Raw genomic sequence first — 12,601 nt, 5'->3', positions numbered from 1 at the left:
TCATGCACTTTTGACGATTAGCGGACTGTTCACACGTCAGGGCTGATATTTTTTCAAAAATTTATCTTGCGCACAAAATATTTGCGAGCTACATTCATCTCGCACTTACTTAGCGCGCAAACAATTAGCGCAAATAAAGACACTACACGAGGCTCACACCATGCAAACTCTCTACACTGCAATCGCAACTTCCACCGGCGGCCGTGATGGTCGCGCAATCTCCAGCGACAACATCCTCGACGTCAAACTCGCGACCCCGAAAGAACTCGGCGGTGCCGGCGGCGCGGCGACCAACCCTGAACAACTGTTCGCTGCCGGCTACTCGGCCTGCTTCATCGGCGCACTGAAATTCGTCGCCAGCCAGACCAAACGCAAAATCCCGGACGACGCTTCGATCACCGCCCACGTCGGCATCGGTCAGATCCCTGGCGGGTTCGGTCTGGACATCGATTTGCACATCAGCCTGCCGGGCCTCGATCAGGCCGACGCGCAAAGCCTGGTCGACGCAGCCCACCAGGTCTGCCCGTACTCCAACGCCACCCGCGGCAATGTTGATGTACGTCTGCACACCACCGTTTGAGATAAACGCAAAAAACCTGTGGGAACGGGCTCGCTCGCGAAGGCGTCCTGTCAGTCAACCCTTCACTGGATGCAACAACGTATTCGCGAGCAAGCCCGCTCCCACAGAGGATGAGCAACGGCATAAATCGCAGGCACAAAAAACCCGACTCAATGGTCGGGTTTTTTCTTTCCGCAAAAAACTGTGCTTATTTGGCACGGCCTTTGTAGGAACCGCCTTCGCGGGTGTCGATCTCGATCTTGTCACCGATTTCGATGAAGTCAGCAACCTGCAACTCAGTACCGTTGCTCAGCTTGGCTGGCTTCATGACTTTGCCGGAAGTGTCGCCGCGAGCCGAACCTTCGGTGTAGTCAACTACGCGCACGATGGTGGTCGGCAGCTCTACGGAAACCAGACGCTCTTCGAAGAAGATCGCTTCGCAAACATCGGTCATGCCTTCTTCAACGAAAGGCAGAACGGCTTCGATGTCTTCAGCGTTCAGCTCGTACATGGTGTAGTCAGTGGTGTCCATGAACGTGTAGGTGTCGCCGCTGATGAAGGACAGGGTCGCTTCTTTGCGGTCGAGGATTACGTCGTCCAGTTTGTCGTCAGCGCTGTAAACGATCTCGGTCTTGTAACCGGTCAGCAGGTTTTTCAGCTTGGTCTTCATGATCGCGCTGTTACGGCCCGACTTGGTGAATTCAGCTTTCTGAACCAGCCAAGGATCGTTTTCGAGACGGATCACGGTACCGGGTTTCAGTTCTTTACCAGTTTTCATTGCGAATATCCGAATTTGGATGGGATTTACAAAAATCTAGGCCGCGTATCATATCCAATTTAGGTAAAACTGTACCAGCGCCGCGGCAAGATCGGCCTGCAAGCCCTGTTCCAGACACCACGCTTCGGCATTATTCTGCAGTTCTGGCCAATGATGACGGGCCGTGAGCCAGTGTTCGCCGATCGGCTGACCGGCACTCCACGCCCGCCAGAGACCGCTCATCGCCTCGGCAGCGGCCGGCGAGAGTTCCTTTGTGTACAACGCAAGGAAGGCATCGAGCTTGTCCAGATGGATGTCTTCGTCCTGCTGATAAATGTGCCAGAGCATTGGCCGCCCCGCCCATTGCGCCCGCACGAACGAGTCTTCCCCGCGCACCGCATTGAAATCGCAGCACCAGAGCAGATGATCGTATTGATCCTGGCGGACGAACGGCAGCACCTGCACCGTCAGCGATTGACGAATATGAATCGCCCCGACGTCGAGATTTTCCATCCCAAGCCATCGCGCGACGTCGCCGAGTATCCGACCTTCAGGCACCAGCAGATGGGTTGGCTTTGCATCGGTTGCCAGCACATCGAGCCAACTGGCCAAACCGGCGTTCTCATAGGCAAACAGCGAAATCAGCTGAGCTTCAGGCGCGCGGTCGATCCCAAGACCGTGCAGGAATTCTCGCTGCACTTGGGGATCTTGCTGAAACTGCCGACGCTGTTCGAGTAAACCTCGCTCACGCAACAATCCGCCCGTTCCTGGACGGAATCCCGGAAAGAAGAATATCTTCTGCACCGACTTATACTTCACCGATGGCAGGCCGTGGCAACCCACGACCCAGTCTTCGGCGCTGAGATAGTCGAGGTTCATCCACAACGGCGGTTGTTCCCGCTCGGCCATGGCGCTCATGTAATCACTCGGCAGTTGGCAGGCGAACGCGGCGATCACCACATCAGCGGCGTCCGTCTCTAACCATTCGCCTGGCCAGTGTCGCACCTCCACACCTTGCTGCCATTGTTGCGCGGCGTTGATATCGACTTGCGGACAAATGCGTTCGAATGCGCGCAAGTCATCGACCCACAACCGCACTGTCAGCGAATGCTCAGCCACCAGTTGCCGGGCCAAGCGCCAGGTCACGCCAATGTCGCCGTAGTTATCGACCACGGTGCAAAAAATATCCCAGCGGGTTTTCGGTTCCGGCATTCAAGACTCCCGTTGGCAAAACACCGATTGTCCGCATAAATGACCTCATGCAGAAGAGCCGACGGCGATTAATCTTCGTGCGACAATCACCACTTGCCCGCACCCATCCGCCAGGAGGCAGCCATGCCCTACCGTCCTAACCCGCGTCGCCCCTTGCCGGTCCAGCTGAGCGCGCTGCATTTGACCGGCAGCATTGCCCTGGGCATATGGCTGGGTTTTCTTGCCATAGCGCTGACGTGCTGGCTGGCTTCACGCGTTCTGTTCAACGAACAACTGGCGCCGGTCGCTCAGGCTGTACAGCAATTGGCCAACCCGCCAGCCGTCCAGACACAACCGGACATTGCCCCGCAGAGTCCGCTGTTCGAGCAGTACGAAGAAAATCTGCGCAAGAACGAGCAGCAAAATCGCCTTGATCAGGCACGCAGCAGCGGCCGCAACCAGTCAAACCCGAAATGCCAGTTCTGGCTGCAACAGGACCAGACCGCGCCAAGCGAAAAAAGCCGCGCCAACGTTTTACAATTCTGCGATTGATCATGAACAAGCACACTGTCCACCAATTGATTCTCGACAAACTGCGCATCGACCTCGACATCGCCGAACGCGCTGCGCAGACCGCTTACGAAACCGCCACCCACGAAGAAAACATCGCCGAAAACAAGTACGACACCCTCGGGCTTGAGGCATCGTATCTGGCGGCAGGGCAAGCGAAACGGGTCGAGGAAATTCGCCAGTCACTGGCGCTGTGCCAGAACCTGACGCTGCGCGCCCACGACGAAAACCGAGGTATAGAAGTGGGCGCCCTGCTCGGCCTGGAAGATGAAAAGGGGCGCGAGCAGTGGCTGTTTCTGGCCCCGGATGCGGCGGGCCTGAAAGTCGATGTGGTGGGTCAGCCAATTACCGTCATTACCCCACGCTCGCCACTGGGCAAAAGCCTGCTAGGCAAGCTGGAAGGTGATGAGGTCGAGATTCTGGTGGCGGGCACCCGGCAACAGTTCACTGTCACCGAGGTGCTCTGAGGCAGGCGCTTAGTGAACGGGCAGTTCGACACCGTCGAACAGATCTTCCAGTTCCTGCTTGTTGTGACACTGGATAGCTTTGGCCATCACTTCGCGGGTCAGGTGTGGTGCGAACTTCTCGATGAAGTCGCACATGAACCCCCGCAGGAAAGTACCACGACGGAAACCGATCTTGGTCACGCTCGATTCGAACAGCTCGCTGGCATCGAGCACCACCAAGTCGTTGTCGAGTTTGGTGTCGACCGCCATCTTCGCCACGATGCCTACGCCCAGCCCCAGGCGCACGTAAGTTTTGATCACGTCGGCGTCGGCGGCGGTGAACACCACTTTCGGCGACAGGCCACGATGACTGAAGGCTTCGTCGAGTTTCGAACGCCCCGTAAAACCGAACACATAAGTCACGATCGGGTATTCAGCCAGCGCTTCGAGGGTCAGCTTCGGCAGCTTGGTCAGCGGGTGGCCCTGCGGCACCACCACGCAGCGGTTCCAGCGGTAGCACGGCATCATCACCAGATCGCCGAACAGCTCCAGCGCTTCGGTGGCGATAGCGAAATCAACGGTGCCGTCAGCGGCCATTTCGGCGATCTGCATCGGCGACCCCTGGTGCATGTGCAGCGCCACGTCCGGGTATTGCTTGATGAAATTGCTGATCACCGGCGGTAATGCATAACGCGCCTGGGTGTGAGTCGTGGCGATCGACAGGGTGCCTTTCTTCTCGTTGGAGAATTCCTGGGCGATCTGCTTGATGCTTTCGACTTTGCGCAGAATCTCACCGGCGGTGGTGATGATGCGCTCGCCGGCCGGCGTCACGCGGGTCAGGTGCTTGCCGCTACGGGCAAACACTTCGACGCCGAGTTCGTCTTCCAGCAGACGGATTTGTTTACTGATGCCCGGTTGCGAGGTGTAGAGGCTTTGGGCTGTAGCGGAAACGTTGAGGGCGTGGTGCGCCACTTCCCAGATGTAGCGCAATTGTTGAAGCTTCATATGTATCCCTCAAAGCAGGTAGACGCCACGGGCATCAGCGACGATATATAACTATATTAATGGTTCGAATAATAAATCTAGAACTTTTTTATCAAAGCGCCATTATTCCTGCTTCAGCGATCCTCCCGCCGCCGACGCTCCACCAGCGGCACCAGATACACCGGCACCTTGGCCAATTGCAGGACTCGAGCCGCCGTGCGCCCCAACGGCGTTTCCGCGCCCACCCCGTGGCTGTGACTTCCTACGATCAGCAAATCGACAGAGAGTTTCTGTACCTGATCGAGAATCACCTGCGACGGATCGCCCTGCAGCACGCGCACCGCTCGAATGCGCTGCAGATCCAGTTCGCCCTCGTCTCCCAGTTCTTCGCGAAAACTTTCCAGTACCCGCTGCTCGATATTGGCGATGACTGTTTTCAAACCCTGGCTGTGGAATTCGTTCAACGCCTGCTCGTCGAGATAACTCTGCAACACCGATTCGGCAAACAACCCCATCGGCTCCACCGCATGCACGACGTACAGGTCGGCATCGAACGTTCGCGCCAAAGCCAAGGCGTGCTGCATCACTAACGGTGCGTACAGACCGAGGTCAGTGGCATACAGCATCGAACGAATCATATGACCCCCTCGCAAGCCAACATGGCGCAGATTTGATTCAGCTTAGCAGTGCCTTGACGAGTACGACGTGTGACGCAACGTCTTGAAGCACCGGGGCTTTAGATCGACGGTTCGTTGCTGATGCCATGAGGCACGTGGCCAGTAGCGACGACTTCGCGGGCCAGTTCGCAATGGCCGGTCTGATCATCAAAGAACACGTCGGCAACAAAGGCCTCAAGAAACGCCGACTTGGTCAGGCCGCCGAGGAACAGCGATTCGTCGAGACGGATATCCCACTCGCGCAACGTGCGAATCACCCGTTCATGCGCCGGCGCCGAACGCGCCGTCACCAACGCCGTGCGGATCGGGCAGTCGTCGTCAGGGAACTCGCGCTGCAGCAAATTGAGCGCGGCGAGAAAGCCCTTGAATGGTCCACCGCGCAAAGGCTCACGGGCCGACTCACGCTCCTTGGCTTGAAACGCCTCCAGCCCGCCGGACTGATAGACGCGCTCAGACTCGTCGGAAAAGATCACCGCGTCACCGTCGAAGGCGATGCGCAACTCGTCGCTGGCCGCACGGCTGGCGCCCCCGGATAGAATCGTCGCGGCGGCGAAACCGGCATCCAGTGCCGCACGCACATCCTCGGCATGGGTGGAGAGAAAGAGATCGCAGCCGAACGCTTTCAGATACGGATAAGGACTGCGCCCGCCGACAAACGCCGCACGGGAAATCGCCAGACCGTAATGGTGAATCGAGTTGAACACTCGCAGGCCGGTGTCGGCGCTGTTGCGTGACACCAAAATCACCTCGACCCGAGCACGACCGAGGCGACTGTTAAGACTCAGGAGTTTTTCCACCAATGGGAACGCATCGCCGGGCGCGAGAGTCTCGTCTTCGTGCTCGATCTGGTATTGCCGATAGGCTTCAACGCCGCTCGACAAGTAGACCTTGTGGCTCTCGCTCAGGTCGAACAAGGCGCGCGATGAAATCGCCAGCACCAGTTTGTCATCGATGTTCTTGGCCATGCCTACCCGCCCTTTCACAAAAAAAACTTAAACGTTGCGGCGGTCGATAAAACCCAACGTGCGATACAACGCTTCGATACGTGGCAACTCGCAGCCCGCCGCTTTCGCAGCCGACAGTGGCCGGACATAAATCGCCTCGAGTTCCAGCGCACGCTTATGCAAAAAGTCGTGGTGCATGCTCGGCCAGTAATCGGGCATTTTCTCGGTCATCATGAACAGGTACTCGGCGTAACCGGGCGGCATGTCGTGCCCACAAGCCTTCGCCCCATGCACCACTTCGGTCATCAACGCCTGGATCAACGCACGGCTGTCGGCGTCGGCCATCAGCGGCGTGGTACTCGCGCCGAGCAACACCGAAAGACCGTTGTAGGGGATATTCCAGACCAGTTTCTGCCAGCGTGCCTGCTGCAGATTGGGCATCGCCTGCGAGTCGATACCCGCGGCGCGGAACAAAGTGCAGCCCTCTTCGACAATCGCCATGCGCTCGGCATCATCGATGGCCGGGCCGCTGTGGTAACCGACATTCACAGCACCCAAAGCTTGATGAGCTATTTGCCCAGGCCCTTCGCGGTGTACACAGATAAGGCACAGACCTCCGAGCAGGTGCAACGAATCGGGCAGTCGTTCACGCAGACTGTCCTCGACGTCCAGACCATTCTGCAATAACAGCACTTTCGCGCCGGGCTTCGAGGCTTGAATGATCGACGGGGCAAGACCAACATTGCTGGTGGTCTTGGCGCCGACCAACAACCAGTCACACGGCGGCATGTCTTCGGCCGAAGCATAGGCCTGCACAGGGTTCAACGTCAGCGGACCATGCACCGCACTGTTAACGTGCAAGCCGCGCTCGGCCACCGCCGAGAACTCGCTGCGCAACAGGAAATGCACATCGAATCCGGCGCGCGCCAACATCAAACCGTAGAAACCACCAATTGCGCCGGTGCCGATAATCCCCACCACCGGTTTGCTGATTGTCCCCATTTATGGCAACTCCTCTGCTATTCGAACCAAGGCCTGTGCCAATGCCTCGTTGAGTGCATCGACCGTCAGGCGCGTGTGCAATGCCCCAAAGAACTCGCCGTCGCGCACGACAAACAGCGCCGGCAAATGAAAGACCTGATAACGCGCCACCAAGCCACCGTTTTCGCCGGCGTCGATCCAGCACAAGCGATCCACCGTCAGATCTAAACCGGGCAAGACCTCACGGGCATACCGGCAACTGGCGCAACCGACGCTGGTGAAAATCACCAGCGAAACGCCACTCATCGCCAACAGCCGCTGGTCAGCGTCGAAATCGGTCAGCTGCGATTCGACCACTATACTGGGGGAAACAATGTCAAATGGCCGACACAGGGAGTCTGTGCTCATGGGACGTTTCATTCCTCATCCGGACGAAGTGCCGGTTGAATTAACCTTGCTCAAGCCTGAGTGTATTTCCAGACAACAGCTGCACACTATCAGCCTCGGCGGGATCGCTTGCAATTATCACCGCGCCTGGCGCCATGGCACGGCGCTGCAAATCCGCATGCCGACGCTCAATGCCAATATCTGTTATCCCGGCTATGTGGCGTGGTGTCTGCGGCGTAAAAAGGGGTATCTGGTGGGCATCGCCTTCACCGATGAACAGGCGCTGTTCAGTGCGCGAATGGGTGAGCAAGTGTGTCAGATCGAACGCTATTGCCGAATAAACGATGCTCACGATGCCCTGCAGGATATTCAGGCGTTAGCCCTGCACTGGGTCGAGCAACATGCCGACGAGTTCTCCCACGACAGCGTTCGCAAGGCTTTCGCGCAGCCATTGCTGGATTAGGCTCTGTTCTAAACAGTGACTTGCCCATTGTCGAGCAGGCGTCTAACGCGCTAAGGTTCCGCTCCCCGACGCGCTTAAATCTGCTGTGCTCCGCCGCGCGGGGGTCGCTGGCGGCCGGCACCCGTGACCTGACGAGTAAACGATGGCTGATTTACCGATCAACGACCTAAACGTCGCCTCTAACGAGACCCTGATCACTCCTGATCAGCTCAAGCGTGATATCCCTCTGAGCGACGCTGCCCTGCGCACCGTCACCAAGGGCCGCGAAGTCATTCGCAACATTCTTGATGGTACCGACCACCGTCTGTTCGTAGTGATCGGCCCGTGCTCGATCCACGACATCAAGGCTGCCCACGAATACGCCGAACGCCTGAAGGTGCTGGCCGAGGAAGTCTGCGACACCTTGTACCTGGTCATGCGCGTATATTTCGAAAAGCCGCGCACCACCGTCGGCTGGAAAGGCCTGATCAACGATCCGTATCTGGACGACTCGTTCAAGATCCAGGACGGTCTGCACATCGGTCGTCAGTTGCTGCTGGATCTGGCCGAGAAAGGCCTGCCCACTGCCACCGAAGCCCTCGACCCGATCTCCCCGCAATATCTGCAGGACCTGATCAGTTGGTCGGCTATCGGCGCGCGCACCACCGAATCCCAGACGCACCGTGAAATGGCTTCCGGCCTGTCTTCGGCCGTCGGCTTCAAGAACGGCACCGACGGCGGCCTGACTGTAGCGATCAACGCCCTGCAGTCGGTGTCCAGCCCGCATCGTTTCCTCGGAATCAACCAGGAAGGTGGCGTATCGATCGTCACCACCAAAGGCAACGCCTACGGTCATGTGGTATTGCGCGGCGGCAACGGCAAGCCGAACTACGATTCGGTCAGCGTCGCCCTGTGCGAGCAGGCGCTGAACAAGGCCAAGATCAAGCCGAACATCATGGTCGATTGCAGCCACGCCAACTCCAACAAGGATCCGGCCCTGCAACCGCTGGTGATGGAGAACGTCGCTAACCAGATCCTCGAAGGCAACCAGTCGATTATCGGTCTGATGGTCGAGAGTCATCTGAATTGGGGCTGCCAGGCGATTCCAAAAGACCTCGCCGACCTGCAATACGGCGTGTCGATCACCGATGCCTGCATCGACTGGTCCGCCACCGAGAACACCCTGCGCAGCATGCACGCCAAGCTCAAGGATGTGTTGCCAAAGCGCGAGCGCAGTTGATCCGCGTTTTACAGGCATAAAAAACGCCGGGCATTCATTGCCCGGCGTTTTTGTGTGTGCTGTTCAGATTTTCGCAGCGCGGCGCTGATGACGCTCCATGTAGCGCTCGACGTAGGAGCACGACGGAATCACCGTGTAGCCCATTTCCTCGGCGTATTGCAATGCGCTTTCCGTCAGCGCTGCGGCAATGCCACGGCCACGCAGGGCGTTGGGCACAAACGTGCGATAGATATCCAGGGTCTGTTTACCCAGATCCATATAGGTCAGGTAGGCACGATGACCGTCCACATTGGTCTCGAACTGATGACCAGCCTGGTCATGGTGGATGGACAACGCCTCGCTCATCACTACTCCTCGCGGGTCTTGAATTTTGACCCCTACCTTACCGATGTTTTTCCGGCGAAGGAACATCTACGCCACCCCGTGCCTGATGGACAACGAGAAGAGCCACACCGATCCCACGCAACCGAGCACCTGCTAAATAGTAGGCACCATTGGCAAAAATGCTCAAGGTACGCTCGTCATCACGCGACTTGACGGGGGGAGCTCCGATGGACGCAGGGATGGACTGGAGAAGATATCTCCCGGGCCGCTCACCTGAACATTGCCGGATGTTGAGACTTAAGACGTGCCGCCTTTTATAAAGTCACCTCAACATGGACAAAGATAAGCGAAGCAGCGCGCAAAATCGGAACAAAAGTATGGACGGATTCATCTAGACAGACTTTAGACAACTCTGCAAAAACAGCACATGGCAACGGGAACTTTTTCTCATTGACTCGCTCAGCGCGGGGCTTGTAGCTGGATGTTTTTTATACAGGGCAGTTAAAAGTTGCTCGAAAAAGAATCAGCGCCTACAATTTTTTTTGCTTCTTGCGCTACGTCAGTTTACTTACTACAAGTAATGGGTAGTATGTACGCCGGCTATTTCCTCAATCCGAGGAGACAGCCACTTAATTGAAAGTCCTTGAAGGGGAACACGATGAACAACGTTCTGAAATTCTCTGCTCTGGCTCTGGCCGCAGTTCTGGCTACCGGTTGCAGCAGCGTATCGAAAGAAACCGAAGCACGTCTGACCGCTACTGAAGACGCAGCTGCTCGCTCCCAGTCTCGTGCAGACGAAGCTTACCGTAAAGCTGATGAAGCTCTGGCTGCTGCTCAAAAAGCACAACAGACTGCTGACGAAGCTAACGAGCGCGCTCTGCGCATGCTCGACAAAGCTAGCCGCAAGTAATAGTCCCTCGGGATTATTATCAAGCCGACCCATTTTTTGGGTCGGCTTTTTTATTGTCGGTACTTTTGTCCTGGCCATAAAAAACCCGTCGATGCCTCAAGCATCGACGGGTTCGAATCCGACCTTACTGCAGCAGGTCGATCGGCGTGTTCGAAACAATCGGCGCCGACGTGTTTGGCGTACCGATTTCGGTTGGCAGACCATCCTCGGCCGCCACCACATCACGCACCACATCCCAGTTCACGCGCAGGTTATTAGTGATGTCATCACGCTTGAGCATCGCGTTGATCACCGCTGTGTGCTTGTCGACCACCGACGGATCGCCCTTGTCGTCGATCGGTGTGTGCGCCTCCAGGTAAACCTTGCCGCCACTGCTCCCGAACTTGTACGCCTCATTGAGGATACGCACCGAGGTACCGACCGGCACCATGCTGGCCATCTCGAGCACGTTATTGTTGAACATGCGGAAACAGCCGTGACTGGTACGCATGCCAATGCCGAATTTCTTGTTCGATCCGTGGATCAGATAGCCCGGCGTGCCGAGGGTGAATTTGAAAGGCCCCAGCGGGTTGTCCGGACCGGCCGGCACCACGTTTGGCAGCGGATCACCATCAGCAGCATGTTCAGCCTTGATCGAGGCTGGAGGTGTCCAGGTCGGGTTCGGCGTCTTGGCAATGATCGATGTGTGCGCGATTGGCGAACCCCAGCCCTCACGACCGATCCCCAGCGGGAACGTGTACACCACGTTCCGGCCTTTCGGGTAATAGTAGAGACGGTATTCGGCCAGGTTGATGACAATGCCTTCACGCGGACCCGGCGGCAGAATGAAACGGGTAGGCAGAACGATCTCGGTGCCGGCGCCGGGCAACCAGGCATCGACGCCCGGGTTGGCCGCGAGCATTTCCGAATAGCCCAGATCGTAGGCGGTGCCCAGATCAGCGAAGGTGTCTTCGTACTTGGCTTTGATCACCTGCACCTGACCAATGATGTCTTCACCAGGCGGTGGCAGGGGAAACTCCAATGCAGCAACGGGACCGGCCACACACAGGGCGGCAAGAGACAGGCAGCGGGTGACGGCAGGAAAGCGCGGCAACATCCGGAACATCCTTCGCATGATCAACAAGGGTATAAGAGCGCGATTGTACACCGCACCTCGGGAATTCGGGGAGCCACAAGACCTGCGGCGAGGTGGCTGGCTACCACGCCGCGGTCAACTTATTGACTCAAGATCTTAGAGTTCGAAGCGCAACTCAGGCCAGATCGGCGAGGTGCCGCGCTTCTGCGACTCCAGAATCGCCCGGCACAGCGAGCACAGGCGCTGATCCTGAAACACCCGACGATCCACGCTCGACCAGCGCGGCTGCGCCGGTAGGAGGCTGCCACACAGGGTCCGATCCGCAGAGCCACCGAGTTCCAGTTGACGGGTCACCAGATGCACCCGCACTTCCTGGCAGGCGAACAGATCCAGCTGTTCGTCAGGCTCGATCAGTTGGTAGGCAAAAAGGGACCAGGCAGAACGTGGCATTGGGGGCTCCGAATAAGGGGGCGCCACATTAGCCGAAAGCCTGCCGCTAGAAAAGCCTCATAACAACGGTTTTAGCGTAGGCCAGACATTTTCCAGCAACTTGCCCTGAGCCCCGACTGCCGGGTGCAAACCATCAGCCTGCATCAAGTCTGGATGACCGCCCACGCCGTCGAGGAAAAACGGTACCAGCGGGATCTTTTTTGCGTCGGCGAGTTTGCCGTACACCTGGGCAAAAGCATCGGTGTAACGCTTGCCATAGTTGGGCGGCAGTTGCATGCCAAGCAACAGCACCTTGGCACCGCTCTGGCGGGAGCTGTCGATCATCGAGGCAAGATTTTGTTGCAATTGAATTGGCGGCATTCCGCGCAAGCCGTCATTGCCACCCAGTTCGAGGATCACCAGGTCGGGCTTATGCTCTGCAAGCAGCGCGGGCAGCCGCGCCTGGCCTCCGGCACTGGTGTCACCACTGATGGAGGCATTCACCACTTTATCGTCGAAACCCTCCTGTTTGAGCCGTTGTTCTAGCAACGACACCCATCCCAAGCGGGTATCCAGCCCGAAACCGGCGCTGATACTATCCCCAACGATCAGGACAGTACCCGCCGCTGCGTTCTGGGCCATGCACATCAAGGCCAGGCCAGCACTCAAAAACCACACACGCATC

17 protein-coding genes are annotated in these 12,601 nt (G+C 57.6%); 6 read left to right on the top strand and 11 right to left on the bottom strand.

The window, feature by feature from the left end:
- Window positions 1-160 precede the first annotated feature (160 nt).
- On the top strand, window positions 161-580 hold the full coding sequence (locus ACIOU6_RS05160) for an organic hydroperoxide resistance protein (protein ID WP_401134388.1): 420 nt from the start codon (window positions 161-163) through the stop codon (window positions 578-580).
- A 187-nt stretch (window positions 581-767) separates the two neighbouring features.
- On the opposite strand, the gene ACIOU6_RS05155 is transcribed toward ACIOU6_RS05160, so the two are convergent.
- Both ACIOU6_RS05155 and earP read right to left on the bottom strand, forming a co-directional pair.
- Window positions 768-1,337, bottom strand: a complete 570-nt coding sequence (locus ACIOU6_RS05155; protein ID WP_028619992.1) for an elongation factor P — start codon at window positions 1,335-1,337, stop codon at window positions 768-770.
- Window positions 1,338-1,385: 48 nt separating this feature from the next.
- The gene (gene earP, locus ACIOU6_RS05150; RefSeq protein ID WP_221729206.1) at window positions 1,386-2,528 is read right to left on the bottom strand and encodes an elongation factor P maturation arginine rhamnosyltransferase EarP; all 1,143 of its coding nucleotides are present in this window, start codon (window positions 2,526-2,528) and stop codon (window positions 1,386-1,388) included.
- A 123-nt stretch (window positions 2,529-2,651) separates the two neighbouring features.
- On the opposite strand from earP, the gene ACIOU6_RS05145 reads away from it, so the two are divergent.
- Complete coding sequence (locus ACIOU6_RS05145) at window positions 2,652-3,059, top strand: hypothetical protein (protein ID WP_221729207.1); 408 nt, start codon at window positions 2,652-2,654, stop codon at window positions 3,057-3,059.
- A gap of 2 nt (window positions 3,060-3,061) precedes the next feature.
- Complete coding sequence (locus ACIOU6_RS05140) at window positions 3,062-3,544, top strand: GreA/GreB family elongation factor (protein WP_221729208.1); 483 nt, start codon at window positions 3,062-3,064, stop codon at window positions 3,542-3,544.
- Window positions 3,545-3,553: 9 nt separating this feature from the next.
- Here ACIOU6_RS05140 and cysB read toward each other — a convergent pair whose 3' ends face one another.
- From cysB to ACIOU6_RS05115, 5 genes are all read right to left on the bottom strand, one after another.
- Window positions 3,554-4,528 carry an HTH-type transcriptional regulator CysB gene (gene cysB, locus ACIOU6_RS05135; RefSeq protein WP_401134383.1) on the bottom strand — a complete coding sequence of 325 codons (975 nt, stop codon included), beginning with the start codon at window positions 4,526-4,528 and terminating at the stop codon, window positions 3,554-3,556.
- Window positions 4,529-4,641: 113 nt separating this feature from the next.
- Complete coding sequence (locus tag ACIOU6_RS05130) at window positions 4,642-5,145, bottom strand: universal stress protein (RefSeq protein ID WP_221729210.1); 504 nt, start codon at window positions 5,143-5,145, stop codon at window positions 4,642-4,644.
- Between the two features lie 98 nt (window positions 5,146-5,243).
- A complete protein-coding gene (locus tag ACIOU6_RS05125) occupies window positions 5,244-6,149 on the bottom strand; it encodes a 5'-nucleotidase (protein ID WP_401134380.1) in 906 nt (301 codons plus the stop codon).
- A 27-nt stretch (window positions 6,150-6,176) separates the two neighbouring features.
- Window positions 6,177-7,130: a putative 2-dehydropantoate 2-reductase gene (locus ACIOU6_RS05120; protein ID WP_401134378.1), complete on the bottom strand. Its 954-nt coding sequence runs from the start codon at window positions 7,128-7,130 to the stop codon at window positions 6,177-6,179.
- Window positions 7,131-7,517, bottom strand: coding sequence for a thioredoxin family protein (locus tag ACIOU6_RS05115; protein WP_401134375.1), 387 nt, complete (start codon window positions 7,515-7,517; stop codon window positions 7,131-7,133).
- Here ACIOU6_RS05115 and ACIOU6_RS05110 point away from each other — a divergent pair.
- Window positions 7,516-7,959, top strand: a complete 444-nt coding sequence (locus ACIOU6_RS05110) for a PilZ domain-containing protein (RefSeq protein ID WP_221729214.1) — start codon at window positions 7,516-7,518, stop codon at window positions 7,957-7,959. The genes ACIOU6_RS05115 and ACIOU6_RS05110 overlap by 2 nt on opposite strands.
- Before the next feature lie 142 nt (window positions 7,960-8,101).
- Window positions 8,102-9,178 (top strand): 3-deoxy-7-phosphoheptulonate synthase, encoded by a 1,077-nt coding sequence (locus ACIOU6_RS05105; RefSeq protein ID WP_221729215.1) that lies wholly within the window; start codon window positions 8,102-8,104, stop codon window positions 9,176-9,178.
- A gap of 63 nt (window positions 9,179-9,241) precedes the next feature.
- Here the strand turns inward: ACIOU6_RS05105 and ACIOU6_RS05100 are convergent, their stop codons facing one another.
- A complete protein-coding gene (locus ACIOU6_RS05100; protein WP_003226804.1) occupies window positions 9,242-9,523 on the bottom strand; it encodes a GNAT family N-acetyltransferase in 282 nt (93 codons plus the stop codon).
- Window positions 9,524-10,160: 637 nt separating this feature from the next.
- Between ACIOU6_RS05100 and ACIOU6_RS05095 the strand changes: the two genes are divergently transcribed.
- Window positions 10,161-10,412 (top strand): Lpp/OprI family alanine-zipper lipoprotein, encoded by a 252-nt coding sequence (locus tag ACIOU6_RS05095; protein WP_401134371.1) that lies wholly within the window; start codon window positions 10,161-10,163, stop codon window positions 10,410-10,412.
- 124 nt (window positions 10,413-10,536) lie between these two features.
- On the opposite strand, the gene ACIOU6_RS05090 is transcribed toward ACIOU6_RS05095, so the two are convergent.
- From ACIOU6_RS05090 to ACIOU6_RS05080, 3 genes are all read right to left on the bottom strand, one after another.
- Entirely contained in the window at window positions 10,537-11,508 is a 972-nt protein-coding gene (locus ACIOU6_RS05090) for a L,D-transpeptidase family protein (protein ID WP_221729216.1), read from the bottom strand.
- 135 nt (window positions 11,509-11,643) lie between these two features.
- The gene (locus ACIOU6_RS05085) at window positions 11,644-11,937 is read right to left on the bottom strand and encodes a hypothetical protein (RefSeq protein WP_007955656.1); all 294 of its coding nucleotides are present in this window, start codon (window positions 11,935-11,937) and stop codon (window positions 11,644-11,646) included.
- A gap of 57 nt (window positions 11,938-11,994) precedes the next feature.
- Window positions 11,995-12,600, bottom strand: coding sequence for an arylesterase (locus ACIOU6_RS05080; RefSeq protein WP_339431181.1), 606 nt, complete (start codon window positions 12,598-12,600; stop codon window positions 11,995-11,997).
- Window position 12,601: the final 1 nt, after the last annotated feature.

This window comes from Pseudomonas sp. NPDC087615 (assembly GCF_044743445.1).
Taxonomy (GTDB): domain Bacteria; phylum Pseudomonadota; class Gammaproteobacteria; order Pseudomonadales; family Pseudomonadaceae; genus Aquipseudomonas; species Aquipseudomonas baetica_A.
Note: the sequence above shows the minus strand (reverse complement) of the source record. Positions and strands in the feature narration are given on the sequence as shown.